This window comes from Bradyrhizobium viridifuturi (assembly GCF_001238275.1).
Taxonomy (GTDB): Bacteria; Pseudomonadota; Alphaproteobacteria; order Rhizobiales; family Xanthobacteraceae; genus Bradyrhizobium; species Bradyrhizobium viridifuturi.
The window spans coordinates 1-21,755 of sequence record NZ_LGTB01000059.1 but is presented as its reverse complement, the minus strand read 5'-3'; the positions used below and the strand labels follow the sequence as shown (position 1 = coordinate 21,755).

Here is a 21,755-nt window from a genome sequence, read left to right as displayed (position 1 = left end):
TCGATCATGTTTCGCCGAGGTTTCCGGCCTGCCCCGAAGCCGCACCGCCGATTTAACTTGCACGACAGGCGGCGCGGGTTGTCTTATGCACGGTACCGGGTGCAACCAGGCTTTTCCTGTTTCACCTTGCGAAACAACGAAAAAACTGCATCAGGCGGAGCTTAAGCCTTTGGTCGACGTGCACAGGCTGGACGACGTAACCGCGCGCCTAGGCGATGTGGTTCTCGATCCCGCGACCTGGCCGTCCTTCATGGACGAGGTCTGCGCGGCCGTCGGCGCGACCGGAGCTGCGATGCTTCAGAGCGACATCCGCACCGAAGACATTCCGCGCTCGGAATCGATCAGCGACTATTTCACCAAGACCTATTTCCCGCACAATCTGCATCTCACCGACATCCGCGCGGCACGCGGCGTACCGCTGATGCTGGCTGGCACCAACGTCATCACCGATGCCGACCTGTTCGGAAGCGAGGCGGAGATGTTGCGCGACCCGCTTTATGCGACGCTCGGCGAGTTCGGGCTGAAATGGTTCGCGGGGATCGGCTTTCGCGCCGGCCCGGCATTGTGGGCACTGAGCATCCAGCGTTCGCCGAAGGAAGGCATGTTCGACGCCGACGAGGTCAAGGCGCTCTCGCGGGTGTCGGCGCGGCTCACCGAAGCCGCGACCCTGTCTACCGTCGTCGGCCGCTCCGCGATCTCGGGCATCACCAGCGCGCTCGACCTGATCCAGGTCGCAGCGATTGCCGTCGGCCGCTTCGGCGCCGTCATCGGCATGAACGGCCATGCTGAGAGTTGCCTCGGCCACGACCTCGCGATCCGCAACAACCGCCTCACGCTGCTCGACCGGCAGGCCAATGCCGATCTGACCAGGCTGATCGATCTGCTGGCCCACAGTTCGGACCTGCAACCGCTGCCGACAGCGCCGATCGTGGTGCGCAGGATCGACAAGCGGCCGATCGTGATCCAGATGCAGCCGGTGCCGCCCGCCGCGCGCTCGCCGTTCCTGGGCGCGCGCGCGATCCTGTTGATCCGCGATCTCGAGGGCAGCGCCGCATTCGATTCTGCGCTGCTGGCGACGACCTTCGAGTTGACGCCGGCGCAGGCGCGCCTCGCCACGCGGCTTGCGCGCGGTGATTCAGTCGAAGCGGCGGCGCAGGAGGCCGGCATTGCCCTTGCCACCGCGCGCAACCAGCTCAAGACGATCTTCCAGAAGACCGGCACGCATCGGCAGGCGGAACTGGTCGCGTTGCTGCACAGGGTGAAGTGAGCAATTCGAGACGAATTGTTCCGATGTTCCGGTTGGCTTCAGATGAGAATTCTTTAGATATTCCAATACCGCACGGCTGTGTTCCATCAGACACAGCAGCATGAGCGTCATTCCACAGATCGGGAAAAACTTCGGGTTCCCGGGTGACAAGGGTCACTAAAATGGCGACAATCTGCTCACTCTGTGTCGTTCGGGTTTGCTTGCAATGTCCGTGATGCCGTCACGATCATCGACGTTGGCTGTCGCCATTTTCGCCGCCGCGTTCGCGCTGGTGCCGATCAGCGCGTATGCGCAATGGTGGCGCAGCGCTCCGAAGGATTTTGAAGATTGTGCCGATCTCGCCGAGAAGGCGAAGACCAAGCAGGACAAGACCGCGCAACTCGCCGACTGCAACGCCAAGTTTGCCGGACGCCGCAAGCCCGGCGGCGGCTACACCTATTACGACTTCATGCAGGACCGCAGCTTCGACATCGCCGGTCCCAATCCGACGCCGGACGAGCAGAAGAAGATCGACCAGGAATATACCGGCTATCTCGAGAAGGAGCGCCGCTCCAGCATCGCCGCGGCGTTCAATGCCAAGCAGCTCGAGCGGCAGGAAAAGCCGCAGGAGCGGCCGCCGGAGCTCCAGCAGGCCTCGCTGCACAGCGAGCCGGCGAAAGTCCCCGTCCCTGCCGCAAAGCCAGTCAAGCCGCGGGTCGCAGCCGTGCCGATTCCCGAGCCGCGACCGCGGGTGCGCAGCTGCGTAAAGGGTACGTTCTCCTGTGACTGGCCGCGGCTGTCCGACGGACTGAACGACCTGAAGAAGCTGTTCACGCCGGCAACGCCACAGCCGACCAAGCTCGCGAAGCGCAACTAATCGGTAATCACCATCGCCCAGAACCTGCGGTACGGCGACTTCGGATTGTCGACGTAGGCGACGCCGACGCGCTTGGCGCCCGGCATCAGCAGGTTCTCGCGATGGCCCGGCGAATCCTCCCACTGCTTCAGCATCTCGGCGAAGGCGATGAAGCCGGCTCCGATATTTTCCGCGGCGCGCTGCTTCTTGAGCGGTGCGATGCGCGTGAAGAAGCTGCCGCCGGCGGAATGGCTGACCGATCCGGTCGCCGACATCGCCTGCGCCTGCTTCAGCGCCATCGCATTCAGCTTCGCGTCGAGCTTCACCGCGGGCATGCGGTTGGCGCGCCGGTAGGCACTGATCGAGCCGGCATAGTCGGCGGCATCAGCGGCCGTTGCGATGCCGAGTACGAGGGTGAGTGCGAGCAACAGCAGCTTCATCCGAGGCCTTCCCTGCAATGGGTCAATGCGCGCGACCGCGCTTGTAACGTCGGTGCGTGGCCGGTTTGTGCGCTGCTGCTGCCGATTGGCTCGCTGCCGCGCGCTGCTCCTGCAGACGCGCATCATAGCCTGGCGAGGGCACCACGGTCGGCGGCGCAGCGCGCAGCGGGCTGGCGGCGAGCGCAACAAGCGCGAGTAGCATGACGCAGGATCGTCTCATGATGTCACCTCCTCGGTTGTGCGAACGATATCGCAGATGCTCGTCGGCGCTCATCACACTGTCGCGCGGATCTGTTCCGGCGTCAGCCCCGGCGAGCCCTTGCCGTCTGCCTCGGCCTTCCGGATCAGCGCGATGATGCGGCGCGACAGCGGAGCCTTAAGCCCGCGGCGATCCGCGATCGCGGTGATCACACCTTGCAGATAGTCGATCTCGGTACGGCGGCCGCGCTGCAGATCTTCCCACATCGAGGAGCGCGCTTCGGGGTCGATCTTCATGGTGCGGCCGAGCAGCATGCCGAACAGCGCATCGGGCAGCCGCAGCAGATGCGGCATCCAGCCCGACGGCAGCGGCGTCGGCGACACCGGCGCGATGCCCTCGGCGCGCACCGCGGCAAGGCCCTCCGCCATCTGGTCCGCGAACAATTGCCGCCAGCCGCGCTGCGCGAGCTGCTGCCGCAACGGAATGTTGGACAGCGCATTGAGCGCGTTGTTGAGATTGACGATCAGCTTGCCCCACTGCACGCCATCGATATTGGCGGTGGCCTTGATCGCAAGACCCAGCACCGACAGCCGCGCCGCGGTGCCGGCATCATCCTCTGCGATCACGATGTCGCCCGAGGTCGAGCGATGGAAGCGACCGTCGCCGAGCGCGACAACGTTGAACGGCACCATGCCGCCGAGCACCTTGCGGTCCGGCAAGCGGTCGCGCAGCAGCGGCACGTTGCCGACGCCATTTTGCAGGCTGACCACTACGGCATCGGCGGGTGCATGGCGCGCGATCAATTCGGCGATCTCGCCGGTATCGGCGCTCTTCACCGTCACCAGAACCGCCTGGGCATCGCGCAGGATCGACGGATCGTCGGACAGAATGAGCCGGTCGGCCGGTACCATACGCTCCGAGCCGTCGAAACTGCTGACCCGCAAACCGTTGCCCGCGATCTCCTGGATCAGCCGCGGCCGCGCCAGCAGGCGACGCGGCGGCCTGACGCAGCCAGCATGCCGCCGACGAAGCAGCCGATGCTTCCGGCGCCCGCAATCCCGATCGGCCGGTCGTCATTCATCTGGCTAAACATCCATTCATCAAGGGCTCGATAGCAGACCTTTGGTTGCCTGCCTATTTCGATGCGCCGCCGCCCGGGTGGCCCGCCTTGTAACCGTCATGGGCCGAAGCTATGTTTCGCGCACGGGGCACGGTTGCGGCAGGAGACGATCATGGGTTTACTCGACGTACTCAACGGCATGCAGAACGGCCCCCGCGGTCCCAGCGCGCCAAGCACATCATCCGACAGTTCGAGCGGCGGCGGAATGTCGCCGATGACGATGGCCATCCTGGCACTGCTCGCCTGGAAGGCGGTCAAGCATTTCACCGGCGGCCAGCCGGGCGCAACCGCTCCCCAGTCGACCCCGGCGCAGGCGCCGCAGCTCCCCGGCAATGTCACCGCTGGTCTGCCCGGCGGCGCTGGTGGTGGCGGACTCGGTGATCTGCTCAAGGGCGGGCTTGGCGGCCTTCTCACCGGCGGCGCTGCCGGCACCGTGCTCAGCGGCGGCCTCGGCGATCTGCTCAACCAGTTGCAGCAGAAGGGCCATGGCGACGCGGCCAATTCCTGGGTCAGCAATGGCCCCAACAAGCAGATCTCGCCCGGCGACCTCGCCAACGCGCTCGGCGCCGACCAGATCGACTCCCTGGCGTCGCAGAGCGGCATGTCGCGCGACCAATTGCTGCAGGGCTTGAGCCAATACCTGCCCGACGCGATCAATCATCTGACGCCGGACGGGCGGCTGCCGAGCGGCGACGAGCTGCGCGGCAGGCTTTAGCGGCAGCGTTGATTCCATCTGAGGAGGACGACAGTCATGGGCGGCATCATCTGGGTCATCATCGTCGGCTTTGTCGCGGGGATCATCGCGCGGTTCCTGTCTCCGGGACCGAACAATCCAAGCGGCTTCATTCTCACCACCGTGCTTGGCATCGCCGGTGCCTTCCTCGCGACCTTCATCGGCCAGGCCATCGGCCATTACGGTCCCGAACAGGGTGCGGGCTTCATCACCGCCACGATCGGCGCGCTGGTGGTGCTGTTCATCTGGAACCGGCTGGTCGCGGCGCGCGTGATCCCGGACATTGGAAACAAGTGACCGCAAGCCAAACACTGGCTCAAAATAAAAAATGCCCGGGCTGCCCCGGGCATTTTCATTTCTGCAGTGGCACTGCGTCACTGAATGAGATGCATGCCGGCGTCCATGCGGACGAACTCGCCGGTCATGTTGCTGGACGCCGGACTCGCCAGGAAGCAGACCAGATTGGCGATATCTTCGGCGGTTGACGCGACCTTCAGCGGCACCCGCGCGACGACGGCATCGCGCACCTGCTTCGCGCCCGCCTCGCCGCGGCCCTTGGTGAACCACGGCGTATCGATATAACCCGGGCACACGGTGTTGACGCGGATCAGCGGCGCCAGCGCGCGCGCCAGCGACTGCGTCATGGTGTTGAGCGCGCCCTTGCTCGCGGCATAGGCCACCGACGAACCGCCACCGGAAATGCCGGCGACCGAGGAGACGTTGACCACGGCGGAGGGACGGCCCGAGGCCTTCGCCCCGGCCTCGAGCAGCGCACGCGCGGCACGGACCATCTGGAACGGGCCGATGGTGTTGACCGCATAGATGCGTTGGAAGTCTTCCGCGGTCAGGCCGTCGAGATCGTGATGCGGCACATGCTTGGTGGTGCCGGCATTGTTGACGAGCACGTCGACGCGGCCCCAGCCCTGCGCCGCGGCCGCAATCTTCTTGCAGTCCTCATCGCGCGAGACGTCGCCCTGCACCACCAGCACCTCGGCACCCTGCTTGCGGCAGAGCTCGGCCGTCGCTTCGGCCTCCGCCTTGCTGTTGGAATAGTTGATGATGAGGCGCGCGCCTTGCGTGGCGAGGATTTGCGCGGTGGCGGCGCCGAGCCCCGATGCCGACCCGGTCACGATCGCGCACAAGCCATCCTTGGACATCTGCATTTTCCTTGTTGTTGTGAGCCAGATGATCTCCGGCGGTGGCATACCATACCGCGCGGAAATACACCTGCAAACCGCGCCGGTCCATTACAAATAGGCGTGTGGGCCCTTCTGCAGGCTGGCCCACTGCGCCTCGTCATGGCCGCAGATGATCTTGACGCCTGTCGCCTCGAGCCTGGCGATCTCGTCGAGCGAATTCATGAACTGCTCGACATCGAGGCTGTTTCGCGGCGAGACCCGCTGATCGAGATTGGCGCGTACGCTGAGCGAATCTGACGCGAGCAGGTATTCGCCGCTCTGATCCAGCTTGACCAGCGCACCGGTCGTCCCCTTCGAATGTCCCGGCAGCGGGATCAGCGTCAGTTTGCCGTCGCCGAACACATCCATCTGCTTGTCGAAGATTTCCGTCTTCAGCGGATGATCCCAATCGGCCTCGATGTATCCGCGATCGGACGCGTTATCGGCCTTCGCCGCCTCGAGCTCGAGCGCGTGGATGAAGACCGTCGCCTTCTTGAAGAAGGCATTGCAGCCGCAATGATCGGTATGCAGGTGAGAGCAGATCACCACGTCGATATCGTCGGGACCGAGGCCAACGGCCTTCAGGCTGGTCAGCACGTGGTCGTCGGCCGGCATGATCGGCTGCATGTATTTGGCGAGCGTGCCGAGCCGCCCTTCCGGATCGGTCGCGACATCGGGATGGCATCCGGTGTCGAACAGCACATTGCCTTGCGTGTGCCGCAGCAGCACGCAGGACACCGGTAGCTCGATCGTCTCGCCGCGCGGCGCATCAGGCAGATAGGTCCGCTTCGACATCCGCAGCCGTCCACCCGACAGCATATGCATCTTCATCACGTCACCTCTGATTTCAGCCTCAAGCTAAACATGGGTTGATGGAAACTCATAATGCCCCTCGCGCCGACTGGTCTCGCCGGGTTGCCGAGCCATGAACCTGCCGCCTCATGCGGACGGCGGCCCGGTTTCATCTGGCGGACTGAACCGGTGCCGCCAGCCAGTCTGCTGCCGCACTTGGCAAACCGCTTGGCATACAAACCGAAGCGCCCGAAAGTTCACTCTGCGGAATTCATGCGGCCGGTCCGGCTTCATGCCATCTGCGCAAGTGGCCCTGCGGGCAACGCTTGTCACGGCTATGGCTTTTCCGCATCATTGAGCGCAAGACAACACCGCAAGCAGGGCCTGCCTGACAGCCGGACCCAAGCCAATCAACACGAGGAACGCTGTGGCGGAGAGTGAAAACATCGTCGCCGAGACCGCGGAAAAGATTTTCGCCGATCTCGCGGATGCCCAGACCATCAATCACGACAAGAAGGGCGCATGGAAGGCGCCGCTGTGGCAGGCGTTGACCGAAGCCGGCCTGCCGCTGTCCTGGGTGCCCGACGATCTCGGCGGTTCCGGTGCCAGCCTCGCCGAAGGTTTTAGCGTCCTCAACGTTGCCGGGCGGCACGCGATCGCTGTTCCGCTGGCCGAAACAATGCTGGCCGGCTGGCTGCTGACCCAAGGCAAGATCGCCTCGCCGGAGGGCGAGATGACGATTGTCCCTGCGAGCCCGAAGGACCGCGTCACGCTGAACGCCGACGGCTCGCTCACCGGCCGCGCCCGCGGCGTGCCGTTCGCAAAGGATGCGAAGCATTTTGCAGTGCTTGCAAGCGGCAAGGACGGCATCTCGATCGCGCTGGTCGATGCCGCGAAGTGTCGGATCGAATCCGGCATCGGGCTTGGCGGCGATCACAACGACACCGTCACGCTCGACAAGGTGCAGCCCGTCACCACCAAGCCGGCGCCGAAGGGCTTTGACCAGACCACGCTGATGCTGATGGGCGGCGTGGTGCGCAGCCTGCAGATCGCGGGCGCGCTGGAAGCGATGCTCGACATCTCCGTGCGCTATTCCAATGAGCGCGTCGCCTTCGAGAAGAAGATCTCCAAGTTCCAGGCCGTGCAGCACAACCTCGCCCGCCTCGCCGGCGAGAACGCCGCGGCGCTGGCTGCCGCGACCTCCGCGGCCGACACCATCGTCAACGCCAAGTCGCTGGACAATGACGCGGTATTCCTCGAGGCCGCGGCAGCAAAAATCCGCTGTTCGGAAGCGGCCGAGAACGGCAGCGGCATCGCGCACCAGGTGCACGGCGCGATCGGCTTCACCATCGAGCACATCCTGCATCGCTATTCGCTGCGCGCGCTGGCATGGCGCGACGATTTCGGCTCGGAGAGCCACTGGGCGGTCGAGCTCGGCAAGCTCGTCGCCGACCGTGGCGCCGATGAATTGTGGCCGCTGGTGGCTTCGCGCTGAGATCAGGCAGAACAATCAGGACTGGACATCATGACTGCAGCCCTTCGTTTCGATCCGATCCGCCTTCCGGAAAAGTGCGAGCAGCTCCGTAAGGAAGTGCGCGCCTTCCTCGCCGAGGAAATCGCCGCCGGCACCTTCGATCCCCACGCGCCGAACCGCGAGGACAACGACGCGCCGGAATTCTCCCGCCGCGTCGGCGCCAAGGGCTGGCTCGGCATGACCTGGCCGAAGAAATATGGCGGCCAGGAGCGCTCATTCCTCGAGCGATACGTGGTCACCGAGGAGATGCGGGTAGCGAACGCGCCGACCCGCCGCTTCTTCGTCGCCGACCGCCAGAGCGGGCCGGTGCTTTTGAAATACGCGCCCGAGCACATCAAGATGGACATCCTGCCGCGGATCTGCCGCGGCGAGGTCTGCTTCGCGATCGGCATGAGCGAGCCGAACTCCGGCTCCGATCTGTTCGCGGCGAAGACCCGCGCGACCAAGACCGACGGCGGCTATCTGGTCAACGGCACCAAGATCTGGACCTCGTCGGCGCACATCGCCGACTACATGATCGCGATCTTCCGCACCTCGGCCCCGACCAAGGAAAACCGCCGCCACGGCCTGACCCAGTTCCTGGTCAAGATGAAGCAGCCGGGCATCCAGGTGAATCCGATCGGCCAGATCACCGGCCAGTTCGAGTTCAACGAGGTCGTATTCACCGACTACTTCGTGCCCGACGATCACGTGCTGGGCGAGGTCGACGGCGCCTGGAAGCAGGCGACGTCAGAGCTCGCCTATGAGCGCAGCGGCCCCGAGCGCTTCCTCGAGACCTACTACGTGCTCACCGAGCTGGTGCGCGCGGTCGGCAAGAATCCGGACACCCGCAGCGCCGAGGGCATCGGCCGCCTGGTGGCGCAGGTGCACACCATGCGCCGCATGTCGGTGTCGGTCGCCGGCATGCTGCAGGCCGGCAAGGAGCCGGTGGTGGAGGCCTCCATCGTCAAGGACATCGGCACGGTGTGGGAGCAGCAGCTGCCGCATCGCGTGCGTGATCTCGCGGCCTTCGTCGAAGAGACCGCGACCAACCGCGAGACGCTGGAAAAGCAGCTCGATTTTGCCATCAAGACCGCACCCAAGCTGACGATCCAGGGCGGCACCACCGAGGTGCTGCGCGGCATCATCGCCCGCGGGCTCGGTTTGCGCTAATTCAACGAGGACAGAACATGACCAAATACACTGATATCGGCGTCGAGATCCACGGCCATGTCGGCCTGATCGAGATCCGCAAGCCGCCGCTGAACTTCTTCGACGTCGCGCTGATCAACCAGATCGCCGACGCGCTGGAGGAGTTCGACAACAATATCGAGATCCGCGCCTCGGTGCTGGCCGCGCAGGGCAAGGCGTTCTGCGCCGGCGCCAATTTCGGCGACCCGGCTCGCCAGGAGCAGGAGGAGCGCGCCAAGAGCGATCCGGCCTCAAACCTGCCGATCAACCATCTCTACGTTCAGGCGGTCCGCATCTTCCGCAACAAGAAGCCGATCGTCGCGGCGATCCATGGCGCCGCGATTGGCGGCGGTCTCGGCCTTGCGGTCTCGGCCGACTTCCGCGTCGCCTGCCCCGAAGCCCGCTTCGCCGCGAACTTCACCAAGCTCGGCTTCCATCCGGGCTTCGGCCTGACCACGACGCTGCCGGAGCTGATCGGCAAGAACAATGCCGAGCTGATGTTCTACACCAGCCGCCGCGTCACCGGCGAAGAGGCCTATCGCTGGGGTCTCGCCAACGTGCTGGTGCCGCAGGACCAGGTGCGTGCGGAAGCGATGAAGCTCGCGCAGGAGATCGCCGAATGCTCGCCGCTCGGCCTGGTCTCGACCCGCGCCACCATGCGCGCCGGCCTCGCCGACCGCGTGCTCGCCGCGACCAACCATGAGTTGGAGGAGCAGACCAAGCTGCGCGCGACCGAGGACTTCAAGGAAGGCGTCAAGGCCACCGCCGAGCGCCGCGTCGCCAACTTCAAGGGGCGGTGAGACCGCTCTGCGCAGAGTGGGCAAAGCGAAGCTTGCCCACCATCACACGCACGAAGCAATGGTGGGCACGGCGCTACGTGTCTTTGCCCACCCTACATTCTCGCCATTGTTAGCACGGCTCTCTCAACACGTCGTCCCGGCGAAAGCCGGCACCCATAATCACTGAACTGGGTTGTGAGGGAAGCCGACGCCGCGTGTGCCCATTCCGCGGGCCGCGGCGTATGGGTCTCGGCTTTCGCCGGGACGACCCCGAGCCTATTTCAGCACCACCAGCGCATCGACGATCGTCACGCCTGACCAACCTGACCGAATTCGCTACACCCTCGTGGGTGGTATTATGCATTCATACGACTCTTGAGAGATACTTCACATTCGAAGACCGCCACCGGTCATACACTCCGTCATTGGGCGCTCCGTATTCATCACAGCATGGAGCAACGCAATGACTGCCAAGCATTCCGTTCCCGTTCGCGGGCTGTCCACAACGGCCAGTTCGCCGCTTTTCCAGGGTCGCTTCGGTCGCATGTTCCGCATGGAGCCGGCGACCTTCGGAAAGACCGACACCGACGCGCAGAACGCGCTTGCCAAGCTTGCGAAAGCCATGACCTCGTCCGCCGACGATCCGAAAGACGGCCGCGACGACGAGGAGAGCGGGATTCCCGCGCTCTATACTTATTTCGGTCAGTTCATCGACCACGATCTGACATTCGACCCCAACAGCTCACTGCAAAAGCGCAACGACCCGGATGCGTTGACCGACTACCGGACGCCAGCATTCGACCTCGACTGCATCTACGGCCGCGGTCCGGACGACCAGCCCTATCTGTATGATGGCGGCAACGGCTTCCTGCTCGGCAATCCGATACACGGCGCCGACGACCCGGACGCCCATGACCTCCCGAGGAACGGAGCGTCAGTGAAACGGGCTCTGATCGGCGATCCACGCAACGACGAGAATTCGATCGTCTCGCAGTTGCAGGGTCTGTTCCATCGCTTTCACAATGCGATGCTGAAACGGCACCCCGATGCCGAATTCTCCGACCTCCAGCGGATCGTGCGGCACTACTATCAGTACATCGTGCTGTACGATTTCCTGCCGCGAATCGTCGACCATGGAGTGCTCGACCAGCTCAAGACCGGCGGACGGTATGACCAGTCGAAGCTGAAATTCTTCCACTGGAAGAACGAGCCCTTCATGCCGGTGGAGTTCTCCGTTGCGGCCTATCGGCTCGGCCATTCGATGATCCGGCCGGGATACCGTCTGAATGACAGCATCCTGCTTCCGATCTTTCCGAACGGCCAGAACAGGGAGGGGTTGACCGGCTTCCGCGAGATGAACCCGGCCTGGGCCATCGACTGGGGTCGCTTCATCGACATCGACACACGCGAGTATGACGGCGACGACGCCGTCAAGGCCAAGCGTCTGCAGTTCGCTTATCGAATCGATACTGCGCTGGTCAATCCGCTGGCGAACCTCCCGCCCGCGGTCGCCTCCAACCCGTCGGTGCTTGCGGAGCGCAATCTGCTCCGTGGCTGGCGGCTCGGCTTGCCGTCGGGCCAGGACATCGCATACGCGATGGGCGTTCAGCCGCTCAACGACGAGGATATCCTGATCGGTCAGGGCGTGGACAAGCCCGACTCTCCACTGCCCAACATCCTCTCGGTGGCACCGGTATTCCGCAAGAATTGCCCGTTGTGGACTTACATTCTCGCCGAAGCAATGCACCACACAGTGAAGGTGAAAATTCCGGTCAAGTCGGATGTCGAGGTGACCACGCCGCGGCTCGGACCAGTCGGCGGACGTATCGTCGCAGAAGTCTTCGTCGGGCTGATGTTCGGTGACAACAGCTCGATCCTCAACATGAACAAGAACTGGTTCCCCGGATCCGGCCCCAATTTCGCGCTGAAAGACCTCGTCCGGATCGCTCTCGGAAAATAGCTCCGATTTCCGGGCAAGCCTGTTCGCAATCCTCCAGCCGCCGCGCACGCTGCGCGGCGGCATCGATGTTTCGTGCTGCCCAAGACTCTGTTCGGCAGCGTCGTCTCTCGCTATTTCGGCACCACCAGCGCGTCGACGATCGTCACGCCCTGCCCCTCGGGATGCACCAGCACCGGATTGACCTCGATCTCGGCGATCTCGCTTCGGTGCTGCGCGGCCAGCACTGATATCTGCGAAATCAACCGCGCGAGCGTTGCGACATCCGCCTTTGGCGCGCCGCGGAAGCCATGCAGCAGCGGCGCGGCCTTCAGCGTCTCCAGCATCGTGGTTGCTTCCGCCGCGCTGACCGGCGCCGGACGGTAGATCACGTCCTTGAACAGTTCGGTCGTGATGCCGCCGAGCCCCACCATCACCATCGGTCCGAACGTCGCATCCGTCATGGTGCCGACGATGATCTCGACGCCCTTCTTCGCCATCGGCCCGACCAGCACGCCCTGGATCGCGGCGTCCGGCCGCGCCTTCTGCACCGTCTCCAGCATGTCGCGATAGGCGGTGAACGCCGCGCCCTTGGCTGATATGTTGACGCGGACGCCGCCGACCTCGCTCTTATGCGCGATGTCAGGCGACTGGATTTTCATGACAAGTGGAAATCCGGCGCGCTCGATCGCCGCATCGAGCCCGTCGCGATCGGTCACCAGCACTTCTTCCGGCAACGCGATGCTGGCGGCGCGCAGCAGCGACTTGCTGTCATATTCGGAGAGCGTCTTCGCCTTCAGCTGCGCCGAGAGATCGTGCGCCGGTGACGTTGCCGCGATCTCCGGCGCTGACTTGAAGCCCGCATAGTCCGCCAGCCGCCGCATCGCGACGCCGACATGGGTGAGCCCCGACAGCACCACCACGCCAGACTTCGCCAGCTCCTGCCGTGCGAAGTGCGACGGCAACGTGTAGGAATAGAACACCACCGGCTTGCGCTGCGCCGAGATCATCGGCTTCAGCTCGGCCTCCTTGAACGGCATCCGCGTCTCGCTCGACAGCGACAGCACGACCAGCGTCGCGTCTACTTCATCTGACGCGTCGAACAGCTCGATGCTCTTCTGCAGGCCGCCGGAGGAGACGCCCTGCGCGGTCACGTCGACCGGATTGCCCGCCGCGCCATAGGACGGCATCCATTGCTTGATCTGGCTCTGGATTGTGGCCGAAAGCTCCGGCACGCGCAGGCCCTGCATCGACACCGTGTCGGCGCCCCAGATGCCGGCGCCGCCCGACACCGTCAGCACCGCGACGCGATCACCCTTCGGCAGCGGATTGGTTGCGAGAACGGCAGCTATCGTGACCGCCTCGTCGAGATCATTGGAGACGATGAAACCGTATTTCGCGAACACCGCGTCATAAGCCGCCGACCAGCCGGCCATGCTCGCGGTGTGCGACGCCGCCGCTCGCTCTCCGGCGCCGGAGCGGCCGACCTTGGTGACGATGACCGGTTTCCTGAGCTCTGCCGCGCGCTTCGCCGCGGTGAGGAACTTGTCGACGTCGCGAATGCCCTCGATGAACAGCAGGATCACGTCGGTCGAGGCATCCTGCACCATGTAGTCGAGGAATTCGCCGGCGCCGAGATCGCTCTCATTGCCGGCGCTGACGACATAGCTCAGCGCAACGCCGAGCGCCTTGGCGCGATGATAGATCGCAAAGCCGATGCCGCCGCTCTGCGCGACGATGCCGATCCGCCGCCGGCTCGCGATCAGAACGGGCGCATCCGGCTTGACGTCGACGGTCGGGCTGAAGGTCGCGGCGACCTTCTGCACCTGGCTGTAGAAGCCTTCCGCGTTCGGGCCACTGATCCGCATGCCCGTTCGCTTCGCCAGCGCCACGATCGCATCCTGCATCGCTGCGCTGTCGCCGCCTTCCTCGGCAAAGCCTGAGGAGATGATGACCGCATTCTTGACGCCGGCCGCGGCGCATTGCTCCAGCGCCGGCAGCACCGCGCGGGCGGGAATGACGATGACGGCAAGATCGATCGGCGCGCCGATCTCGGAGATCGACTTGGAGCATTTCAAGCCGTCGATCTCGTCATAGTTCGGATTGATCGGGTAGAGCGCGCCCGGAAAATCGTTCTTGCGCAGCATCGCGAGCAGCCGCCCGGGAATCTTCTCGTGGTCGCGCGAGGCGCCGATCAGCGCGATGCTCTTTGGGGCAAAGAAGGTATCGAGCGGATGCGGCATGGGGGGCGCCTCATTGTTGTTATTGCGCTCGACGATATTGGATGACAGCGGTCGGCTCAACCCGTCTCCTCGTCATTGCGAGCGAAGCGAAGCAATCCACCTCGCCGCTTGGGCGCGCGGGATGGATTGCTTCGTCGCTTCACTGCTCGCAATGACGATAGTTACGCCGCCAGCTTGAACGTCACGCCGCAAAGCTGGAACTGATCGCCATCAACCGCGCAGCCCCTCGCCTTCGCGGCCTCCAGCACCTTGGCCTTGTCGGCGACCTTGAACGTCAAGCCGCTCATGATCTCGCTACTGCCCTTGACGAAGCGGAAAGCGCTGTTCGGCAGCTTCACCACGGTACCGTCGGCGGCAATGCCGACGATCTTTCCCCAATGCGCCGCCAACGCCTCGGGATCGGGACTCTGCATCTCGACCTCGGTCAGCGCCAAAGTCGTGTCCTTGCGGATCGACTTCTGCCAGTCCGGGCCGGCCGGCGGATACGGCCCCAGGATGTCGTCGCTGCCATCGGTGTGGTTGAACTCGATGAAGGCCGCGCGGCAGTCGCGCGGATGCAGCTGCACGCCGTGATACGGCGCGTGCGTGATCACGTTCGCGGTCCGCACGCCCATCGCATTGGCTTTCGCGCCGCGCGCGTCGGGATCCTCGCAGCAGAAGATCGCCATGTAGCCGCCGCGACCGCCGGTCTTCTCGATGAAGCGACCGGCCGCGGTGCCCGGTCCCGGCTGGAACGGCGCGACCACTTCCAGCAGGATGGTATCGACCGGCAGCAGCGCGTTCTCCAGGCCGTATTTGGCGACATTACCGTCGCGGTAGCAGACGTCGAGGCCCATGATCGCGGAGATATCAGCGATCACGGGCTTCAGCTGCGGCGCCACCAGGCAGATCTGCCGCAGCCGCATGTATTCGGCCATGTGATTGGTCACGGCTTACTGACCCTGGAAGGTGGGCTTGCGCTTCTCGACGAAGGCCTTGGCCGCTTCCTTGTGGTCGATGGTCTCGCCGGCGCGGGTGTGGTGGATCGCCTCGCCGTCGAAGCAGGCCTCCAGCGTCATGGTCTCGGCATTGTTGATGTTGCGCTTGATGTAGCCGAGCGCCACCGACGGCCCCTGCGCTAGCGAACGTGCAAGCTCCAGCGTCTCGGCCTCGACGTCGGCATCGGGCACCACCTTGGAGACCATGCCGAGGTTATAGGCTTCCTGCGCCGACAGCACCGGCGACATCATATAGAGCTCGCGGGCCTTGGCGCTGCCGAGCATCTTGGTCAGAAAATACGTTCCGCCGTAGTCGCCGGAGAAGCCGACCTTGGCGAAGGCGGTCGTGATCTTGCAGGAGGCGCTGGCGACGCGGAGGTCACAGGACAGCGCGATCGAGAGCCCGGCGCCGGCCGCTGCGCCATCAAGCTGTGCCACCACGGGCTTCGGCATCGTGTGCAGAATGCGCGAGACCTCCATGCCGCGGCGCAGGTTCGCCATCTTGGCCTCGAACGGCAGCGGCGCGCGGCCTTCGGCCATCGACTTGACGTCGCCGCCGACGCAGAACGTGCCGCCGGCGCCCCGGATCAGCACCGCGCGCACCTCGGTATCGTCCTGCGCCCGCCGCGCCGCCTCGACAAGGCCGCGCGTCATGTCGGGATTGAGCGCATTGCGCCGATCCGGGCGATTCATGGTGATGGTGAGCAGGCCCTTGTCGAGGGATTGAAGAACCATCTGATTGTCGCTCATGGCGTTTTGCCTTTCGTTGTTATTGGTTGTTGCTCCGTCGTTCCGGGATGGTGCGCGAGCACCAGACCCGGAACCTCGAGATCCCGGGTTCGGCGCTGACGCATCGCCCCGGGATGACTGCATGACTTCGCCAGTCCGTCACTTCTTCACCAGCGGGCAGCGCGACTCCGAGAGCGGTTGGAACGCCTGATCGCCCGGCACGGTCGCGAGCAGCTTGTAGTCGTCCCAGCGTCCCTTCGACTCCGAAGGCTTCTTGACCTCGAACAGATACATGTCGTGCACCATGCGGCCGTCCTCGCGAATCCGGCCGTTCTTGGCGAACATGTCGTTGATCGGGGTCTCCTTCATCACCTTCATGACCGCGGCGGCATCCGTGGTGCCCGCGGTCTTCACCGCCTGCAGATAATGCATCACGGAGGAGTAGACGCCGGCCTGCGCCGAGGTCGGCACCCGCTTGGTGCGTTCCATGAAGCGTTTTGAGAACGCGCGGGTGTCGTCATTGAGGTCCCAGTAGAACGCCTCAGCGAGCAGAAGCCCCTGTGCGGTCTCGAGCCCGACGCTGTCGATGTCGGTCACGAAAGCGAGCAGCGGCGAAATCTTCTGGCCGCCCTTGGTGATGCCGAACTCGGCGCCCTGCTTGATCGCGTTGATGGTGTCGCCGCCGGCATTGGCGAGCCCGATCACCTTGGCCTTCGAGGCCTGCGCCTGCAGCAGGAAGGAGGAGAAGTCCGAGGTGTTGATCGGATGCCGCACGCTGCCGAGCACCTTGCCGCCAGACTTCACCACGACATTGCTGGTGTCCTTCTCCAGGTCCTGACCGAACGCATAGTCCGCGGTCAGGAAGAACCAGGTGTCGAGACCGGATTTCACCGCGGCAAGGCCGGTCACATTGGCCTGCGCGAAGGTGTCGAACACATAGTGCACGGTATAGGGGCCGCAGGCTCGTTGGAGAGGCGGATCGAACCCGGGCCGTTGAACATGATGATCTTGCCGCGCGCCTTGGCGATCTCGCCGGCGGCAAGCGCGGTCGCGGAGGCCGCGACATCGAAGATCATCTCGACGCCCTGATTGTCGATCATGTCGCGGGCGATGTTGGCGGCAAGGTCGGCCTTGTTGAGATGGTCGCCGACCACGATCTCGATCTTGCGGCCGAGCACCGTGCCGCCGAAATCCTCCGCCGCCATCTTTGCCGCGGTTTCGCTGCCCGTACCGGTGATGTCGGCATAGAGGCTCGACATGTCGAGGATGCCGCCGAGCTTCAGCGGAGGCTTGTCCTGCGCCAGCGACGCATTCGCCGAGATCGCAAACACACAGGCCAACACGCCGGCCAAAACCCGTCTCATTCAGATCCTCCCCCTTGAGATGCGGACCTGCTTCCATCAGGTCCGTTTCGAGGGCCGGATCATGCCGCATGGCCTGCACTGCAGCAAGCTGCAGTGGCAGCAATCTGTTTTCCGTTGAGCGGAATGACGCGACGCGCCAGCCGATCGCCCGCAACCGCGATGCGATCAGAGATGAAAGTCGGAAACGGTCTGATAGGGCGTTCCCGCCGGCAGGCCGAGGAACAAATACTGCAGGCCATATTGTCCGGCGAACGCCGACGCCACGGTATCCATGATGACGTGACCGCCCAGATCCAGATGCAGCTCCGGCCGGGTGATCGGCCCGATCGTGTAGGCCGGCACGACGGTCTCGTTGATGTGCAGCGCATCGAAGGCGGCGGAGACGGCCGACAGCGACGCCGCATTGCCGGCCAGGTCGGCGACACCAGCGCCATTCGCGACGAAGCCGGTCACGGCCAGCGAGCCTGCGCGGTCGGTCGACGACACGATGTGATCGAACACCAGCTTCGAGGGATCGCCGAGCAGCGCCGTCGCGGCCGCATCGTAAATTGCCTTGCCGCCATCGTTGAGCGTCAGGACCGGTGTGCCGCCACTGACGCGAACCGCCTCGTTGAAGCCGACGGTCAGTTGCACCAGCGAGCCGGTCGCGGCGACGCCGCCGGAAGGCGTCGCCGTGATGCCGGTGAGATGGGGCGCAGTGGTATCGAGGGTAAAGGTCAGGCTCGACGACGCGCTGACATTGCCGGCGGCATCGACCTCCTGCACCGTCACGGTGTGCACGCCGTCCGTGGTGAACACCGGCGCCAACGTCGAGAAACTCGATGCGCCGTCGGCCTTGAAGCGCAACGTATCGGCCGGATCCGACCTGGTGTAGTCGATCAGCGCATTGCTGGTGATGTGGTCGGCACCCGAGAAGCCGGTGTCCTGGTGCAGCGCCAGCAGCGGCGCCGACGGCGGCTTGGTGTCGCCGGTGAAATTGACCGTGTTGCTCGCAGCACCCGCATTGCCGGCGATGTCGGTGTAGCCGGACGCGGTCGCGGACAGGTTGGCGGAGAGATGGTCGGTGACGTCGGCCGTGAACACCGCGGTGTAGATATCATGGCCGGCGCCGTTGACGCCGACATGGACGAGACTGCCGAGCAAGCCGCCATGGACGGCAATGTCGCCGAGCCCGAAGCCCGCGACCTCCTCGGAGAAGGTGAACGTCATCAGCGCCGTGTCGCCCGCGTGCAGAACCGTATGATCGGCGATCACGGAGACCGTCGGCGAGCGCGTGTCGCCGCCGATCATGGCGGTGTTGCCTGCCGCGCCGGCATTGCCGGCGTCGTCGGTGTAGCTCGAGGCCGTGACCCGGATCGAGCCCGCCAGCACATCGTTGATGTCGGGCGCGAAGGCCGCGGTGTAGACGTCCTGGCCCGCGCCGTTGAGCCCGACATGGACCAGATTGCTCAGCACGCCACCGGCGACGACGGTATCGCCGAGCGTGAAGCCTGCGACGTGCTCGGAGAAGGTGAAGGTGACGACCGAACTCTGGCCCGAAAGCAGCGTGCTCGGGCTCGCCGCGACCGACACCGTCGGAGCCTTGGTATCGCCGGTGAAACTGATGCTGTTGCTTGCCGCACCGGCGTTACCGGCGACGTCGGTGTAGCTCCACGCCGTGACCTGCACCGAGCCTGCCTCGGCATTGCTCTCGTCCGGCGTGAAGGTTGCGGTGTAGACGTCCTGGCCCGATGCGTTGACGCCGACATGGACCAGATTGCCCAGCGCGCCGCCATGCACGGTGACGTCGCCGAGCGCGAAGCTCGCAATCTGTTCGGAGAAGGTGAACGTGACCAGCGCAGTCTGCCCCGCCAGCAGTGCAGAGCGATCCGCCGCGATCGACACCGTCGGCGCCAGCGTATCGCCGCCGATCGTGGCGATATTGCTCGCAGCGCCGGCATTTCCGGACACGTCCGTGAAGCTCGACGCATTGACCTTCACCGAGCCAGTCTCGGTGTCACTGACATCGGGCTGGAAGGTCGCGGTGTAGACGTCGTGGCCGGAGCCGTTGAGCCCGACATGCACGAGATTGCTCAAGACGCCGCCATGGACGGTGGTGCCGGCAAGGCTGAAGCCCGAAACGGCCTCCGAGAAGGTGAAGGTCGCGACTGAGACGTCGCCGGCCAACACCGTGTCCGGGTTGAGCGTGACCGACACCGTCGCGCCCGGGTGTCGCCGGTGAAGTTGATCGTGTTGCTGACCGCGCCGGCATTGCCGGCCGTATCGCTGTAGCCGGATGCGTTGACCTGGACCGAGCCGGCCTCGGTGTTGGTCACGTCGGGGGTGAAGGTCGCGGTGTAGATATCCTGGCCGGAGCCATCGACGCCGACATGGACGAGGCTGCCCAGGGTGCCGCCACTGACGTCGACGCCGTCGAGGGCGAAGCCGGCGACGGCCTCGGAGAAGGTGAAGGTCACCACCGCGGTCTGACCGGCGAGCAGCGTGCCGTGGTCAGCCGAAACCGTCACCGTCGGCGCCCTGGTGTCGCCGGTGAAGTTGATCGTGTTGCTTGACGAGCCGGAATTGCCCGCGACGTCGGTATAGCTCGACGTGTTGACCTGCACCGAGCCCGCTTCAGTGTTGGTCACATCGGGCGTGAAGGTTGCCGTGTAGACGTCACGGCCGGAGCCATCGACGCCGACATGGGTCAGGTTGCCCAGCGTCCCGCCGTGGACCGTGACATCGCCGAGCCCAAAGCCGGTGACGGCCTCCGAGAAGGTGAAGGTGACGAGCGCGCTATCGCCGGCGGTCAGCGCGGTGTGATCGGCCGAGACCGACACCGTCGGTGCCTTGGTGTCGCCAGTGAAGGTGATTGCGCTGCTCCCCGCGCCAGCATTGCCGGCAACGTCGGTATAACTGGATGCGTTGACCTGTACTGAGCCCGCCTCGGAGTTGGTCACGTCAGGCGTGAACGTCGCGGTGTAGATGTCCTGGTGCGCGGCGTTGACGCCGACATGGACAAGGTTGCTCAGCACACCGCCGCTCACGGTCGTATCAGCAAGCGCGAAGCCGGTGACTGCCTCGGAGAAGGTGAAGGTGACGGTGGAGGTTTGCCCGGCCAGCAGCGAGGCCGGGGTTGCGGTCACCGACACGGTCGGCGCGATCGCATCGATCACCAGATGCAGATCGGTCGCCGCATGGGTCACGTCGGCGTCCTGGCCGCCGGGATCCTTGATCGTGCCGCCATTGAGCGCAAGGCTCTGCACTTGCAGGTCGGACGTGCTGTCGCCGTCCTGCACGGTGTAACTGAACACCAGCGTATGCGAGCCGCTGCCGCTGACATAGATCGCGGCCTTGCCGTCGTTGAGCAGCAGCTGCGGTGCACCGGTCACGCTCACGACGTTGCTGAAATCGACTGATATCGTGACGACCTTGCCGGCGTTCAGCGTCGTGAGGTGGCCGGTGGTGTCGGCCGTGACCGAGGCGATGCTCGCCTGCGACCTGAGCTCGAGATGCGGCGAGGCCGAGCCGTCGGACGCCAGCATCAGCGAGCCGAGCGAGGCGCCTGATCCGAAGCTCAGGGTCAGCGATGCGAGCGTCGTGCCGCCGCTGCTCTTCACCAGCAACACGCCATTCGCATAGGACAGCGTCGCCGTTGCGTCATAGGCGATGTTGCCGAAGTCGATGGTATCGCCGCCGGCAAAGCCGGTGATCGCCGTGCCGAACGAGGTCCCGGAGAATGCCGCGGCATCGAGCACGAGCTTCTCGGTAGAGCCGTCGGTGAAGGCGATCGCACCGCTGCCCGCCGCGCCGTTCGCGGCCAGCTCGAGGATGGAGCCAATGATGACGGTGCCGCCCGAATAGGTGTTGTGCGCGGACAGGATGAGCCGGCCGCCGCCGGTGACCTCGACATCGCCCGGCGTCGCGCCGTCGGAGATGACGCCGCTCTGGGTGACGGTCTCGCCGGCCGCAACATTGAACACCGGATCGCCGGCGACGGTGATGTTGCGGGTTTGGGTGAAGCCATCGGTGAAGCTGATGCCGGTGCCGTCGCCGAGCTTCAGCACATTGGTGACAGCGCCGAGATTGACGTTGGCGGAGATCGAGACCCGTGTGCCGGCGCCGCTGAGCGTGGTGTTGCCAGTGTAGCTGTTGTTGCCGCCGAGGATGACGGTGCCGCCGCCGCTGATCGCGAGCCCACCGACGCCCGCATTGGCGCCAGTGCCGCCATTGCCGCTCTGGTCCGCGATGTCGTTGCCGACCGTCAGCGTCTGGCCGCTGGCCGGCGTGAAGTTGAGATTGTTGTTGCCCTGGATGAAGATGCCGGAGCCGAAGCCCGAGCCGCTGGCCTGGCCGCTGCCATTGGTGCCACCGGCAACGGCGTTGAAGCCGGAATCGTCGGAGAGCGAGCCGCCCTTGATGGTCAGCGAGCCGCCTTCCTGAACGAAGACGGTACCGCCGGCGCCAAGCCGCCGCCACC

General features: G+C 64.8%; 17 protein-coding genes and 2 pseudogenes. 8 read left to right on the top strand and 11 right to left on the bottom strand.

The window, feature by feature from the left end; translation table 11 throughout:
* Positions 1 to 217: 217 nt before the first annotated feature.
* On the top strand, positions 218 to 1,267 hold the full coding sequence (locus ALC15_RS37115) for a helix-turn-helix transcriptional regulator (RefSeq protein ID WP_128089693.1): 1,050 nt from the start codon (positions 218 to 220) through the stop codon (positions 1,265 to 1,267).
* A 214-nt stretch (positions 1,268 to 1,481) separates the two neighbouring features.
* Positions 1,482 to 2,123: a hypothetical protein gene (locus tag ALC15_RS37110; protein WP_430649223.1), complete on the top strand. Its 642-nt coding sequence runs from the start codon at positions 1,482 to 1,484 to the stop codon at positions 2,121 to 2,123.
* Here ALC15_RS37110 and ALC15_RS37105 read toward each other — a convergent pair.
* From ALC15_RS37105 to ALC15_RS37095, 3 genes and pseudogenes are all read right to left on the bottom strand, one after another.
* Positions 2,120 to 2,542: a CAP domain-containing protein gene (locus tag ALC15_RS37105; RefSeq protein WP_050631555.1), complete on the bottom strand. Its 423-nt coding sequence runs from the start codon at positions 2,540 to 2,542 to the stop codon at positions 2,120 to 2,122. The genes ALC15_RS37110 and ALC15_RS37105 overlap by 4 nt on opposite strands.
* 22 nt (positions 2,543 to 2,564) lie before the next feature.
* Positions 2,565 to 2,762: a hypothetical protein gene (locus ALC15_RS45655; protein WP_050631577.1), complete on the bottom strand. Its 198-nt coding sequence runs from the start codon at positions 2,760 to 2,762 to the stop codon at positions 2,565 to 2,567.
* A 53-nt stretch (positions 2,763 to 2,815) separates the two neighbouring features.
* Positions 2,816 to 3,822: pseudogene (locus tag ALC15_RS37095) on the bottom strand (2-dehydropantoate 2-reductase).
* Positions 3,823 to 3,973: 151 nt separating this feature from the next.
* On the opposite strand from ALC15_RS37095, the gene ALC15_RS37090 reads away from it, so the two are divergent.
* Positions 3,974 to 4,576: a YidB family protein gene (locus ALC15_RS37090; RefSeq protein ID WP_050631554.1), complete on the top strand. Its 603-nt coding sequence runs from the start codon at positions 3,974 to 3,976 to the stop codon at positions 4,574 to 4,576.
* 36 nt (positions 4,577 to 4,612) lie between these two features.
* On the top strand, positions 4,613 to 4,891 hold the full coding sequence (locus tag ALC15_RS37085) for a GlsB/YeaQ/YmgE family stress response membrane protein (RefSeq protein ID WP_021080200.1): 279 nt from the start codon (positions 4,613 to 4,615) through the stop codon (positions 4,889 to 4,891).
* A gap of 77 nt (positions 4,892 to 4,968) precedes the next feature.
* Here the strand turns inward: ALC15_RS37085 and ALC15_RS37080 are convergent, their stop codons facing one another.
* On the bottom strand, positions 4,969 to 5,751 hold the full coding sequence (locus ALC15_RS37080; protein ID WP_050631576.1) for an SDR family NAD(P)-dependent oxidoreductase: 783 nt from the start codon (positions 5,749 to 5,751) through the stop codon (positions 4,969 to 4,971).
* A 90-nt stretch (positions 5,752 to 5,841) separates the two neighbouring features.
* Positions 5,842 to 6,603: an N-acyl homoserine lactonase family protein gene (locus ALC15_RS37075; protein WP_050631553.1), complete on the bottom strand. Its 762-nt coding sequence runs from the start codon at positions 6,601 to 6,603 to the stop codon at positions 5,842 to 5,844.
* A 388-nt stretch (positions 6,604 to 6,991) separates the two neighbouring features.
* Here ALC15_RS37075 and ALC15_RS37070 point away from each other — a divergent pair, with 388 nt between their 5' ends.
* The 4 genes from ALC15_RS37070 (at position 6,992) to ALC15_RS37055 (ending at position 12,007) form a co-directional block, all read left to right on the top strand.
* Positions 6,992 to 8,059, top strand: coding sequence for an acyl-CoA dehydrogenase family protein (locus ALC15_RS37070; RefSeq protein WP_050631552.1), 1,068 nt, complete (start codon positions 6,992 to 6,994; stop codon positions 8,057 to 8,059).
* 30 nt (positions 8,060 to 8,089) lie between these two features.
* The gene (locus ALC15_RS37065; protein ID WP_050631551.1) at positions 8,090 to 9,250 is read left to right on the top strand and encodes an acyl-CoA dehydrogenase family protein; all 1,161 of its coding nucleotides are present in this window, start codon (positions 8,090 to 8,092) and stop codon (positions 9,248 to 9,250) included.
* Positions 9,251 to 9,267: 17 nt separating this feature from the next.
* On the top strand, positions 9,268 to 10,068 hold the full coding sequence (locus tag ALC15_RS37060; protein WP_021080195.1) for an enoyl-CoA hydratase/isomerase family protein: 801 nt from the start codon (positions 9,268 to 9,270) through the stop codon (positions 10,066 to 10,068).
* 442 nt (positions 10,069 to 10,510) lie between these two features.
* Complete coding sequence (locus ALC15_RS37055; protein WP_050631550.1) at positions 10,511 to 12,007, top strand: peroxidase family protein; 1,497 nt, start codon at positions 10,511 to 10,513, stop codon at positions 12,005 to 12,007.
* Positions 12,008 to 12,117: 110 nt separating this feature from the next.
* Here ALC15_RS37055 and ALC15_RS37050 read toward each other — a convergent pair whose 3' ends face one another.
* The 6 genes and pseudogenes from ALC15_RS37050 to ALC15_RS37030 form a co-directional block, all read right to left on the bottom strand.
* A complete protein-coding gene (locus ALC15_RS37050; RefSeq protein ID WP_050631575.1) occupies positions 12,118 to 14,226 on the bottom strand; it encodes an acetate--CoA ligase family protein in 2,109 nt (702 codons plus the stop codon).
* Between the two features lie 161 nt (positions 14,227 to 14,387).
* Positions 14,388 to 15,143 (bottom strand): VOC family protein, encoded by a 756-nt coding sequence (locus ALC15_RS37045; RefSeq protein ID WP_050631549.1) that lies wholly within the window; start codon positions 15,141 to 15,143, stop codon positions 14,388 to 14,390.
* 15 nt (positions 15,144 to 15,158) lie between these two features.
* Positions 15,159 to 15,953: an enoyl-CoA hydratase gene (locus tag ALC15_RS37040; RefSeq protein ID WP_050631548.1), complete on the bottom strand. Its 795-nt coding sequence runs from the start codon at positions 15,951 to 15,953 to the stop codon at positions 15,159 to 15,161.
* A 138-nt stretch (positions 15,954 to 16,091) separates the two neighbouring features.
* Positions 16,092 to 17,296: pseudogene (locus ALC15_RS37035) on the bottom strand (ABC transporter substrate-binding protein).
* Between the two features lie 165 nt (positions 17,297 to 17,461).
* The gene (locus tag ALC15_RS46830) at positions 17,462 to 19,465 is read right to left on the bottom strand and encodes an Ig-like domain-containing protein (protein WP_244486432.1); all 2,004 of its coding nucleotides are present in this window, start codon (positions 19,463 to 19,465) and stop codon (positions 17,462 to 17,464) included.
* Positions 19,369 to 21,755 (bottom strand): Ig-like domain-containing protein (locus ALC15_RS37030; protein WP_157860971.1); only part of this gene is annotated, 2,387 nt, incomplete at its 5' end. The genes ALC15_RS37030 and ALC15_RS46830, both read right to left, overlap by 97 nt.

Coding starts and splice junctions, on each gene's coding strand:
- ALC15_RS37110 (WP_430649223.1), top strand. CDS start 1,482: ATGCCGTCACGATCATCGACGTTGGCTGTCGCCATTTTCGCCGCCGCG.
- ALC15_RS37105 (WP_050631555.1), bottom strand. CDS start 2,542: ATGAAGCTGCTGTTGCTCGCACTCACCCTCGTACTCGGCATCGCAACG.
- ALC15_RS45655 (WP_050631577.1), bottom strand. CDS start 2,762: ATGAGACGATCCTGCGTCATGCTACTCGCGCTTGTTGCGCTCGCCGCC.
- ALC15_RS37090 (WP_050631554.1), top strand. CDS start 3,974: ATGGGTTTACTCGACGTACTCAACGGCATGCAGAACGGCCCCCGCGGT.
- ALC15_RS37085 (WP_021080200.1), top strand. CDS start 4,613: ATGGGCGGCATCATCTGGGTCATCATCGTCGGCTTTGTCGCGGGGATC.
- ALC15_RS37080 (WP_050631576.1), bottom strand. CDS start 5,751: ATGTCCAAGGATGGCTTGTGCGCGATCGTGACCGGGTCGGCATCGGGG.
- ALC15_RS37075 (WP_050631553.1), bottom strand. CDS start 6,603: ATGAAGATGCATATGCTGTCGGGTGGACGGCTGCGGATGTCGAAGCGG.
- ALC15_RS37065 (WP_050631551.1), top strand. CDS start 8,090: ATGACTGCAGCCCTTCGTTTCGATCCGATCCGCCTTCCGGAAAAGTGC.
- ALC15_RS37060 (WP_021080195.1), top strand. CDS start 9,268: ATGACCAAATACACTGATATCGGCGTCGAGATCCACGGCCATGTCGGC.
- ALC15_RS37055 (WP_050631550.1), top strand. CDS start 10,511: ATGACTGCCAAGCATTCCGTTCCCGTTCGCGGGCTGTCCACAACGGCC.
- ALC15_RS37050 (WP_050631575.1), bottom strand. CDS start 14,226: ATGCCGCATCCGCTCGATACCTTCTTTGCCCCAAAGAGCATCGCGCTG.
- ALC15_RS37045 (WP_050631549.1), bottom strand. CDS start 15,143: ATGGCCGAATACATGCGGCTGCGGCAGATCTGCCTGGTGGCGCCGCAG.
- ALC15_RS37040 (WP_050631548.1), bottom strand. CDS start 15,953: ATGAGCGACAATCAGATGGTTCTTCAATCCCTCGACAAGGGCCTGCTC.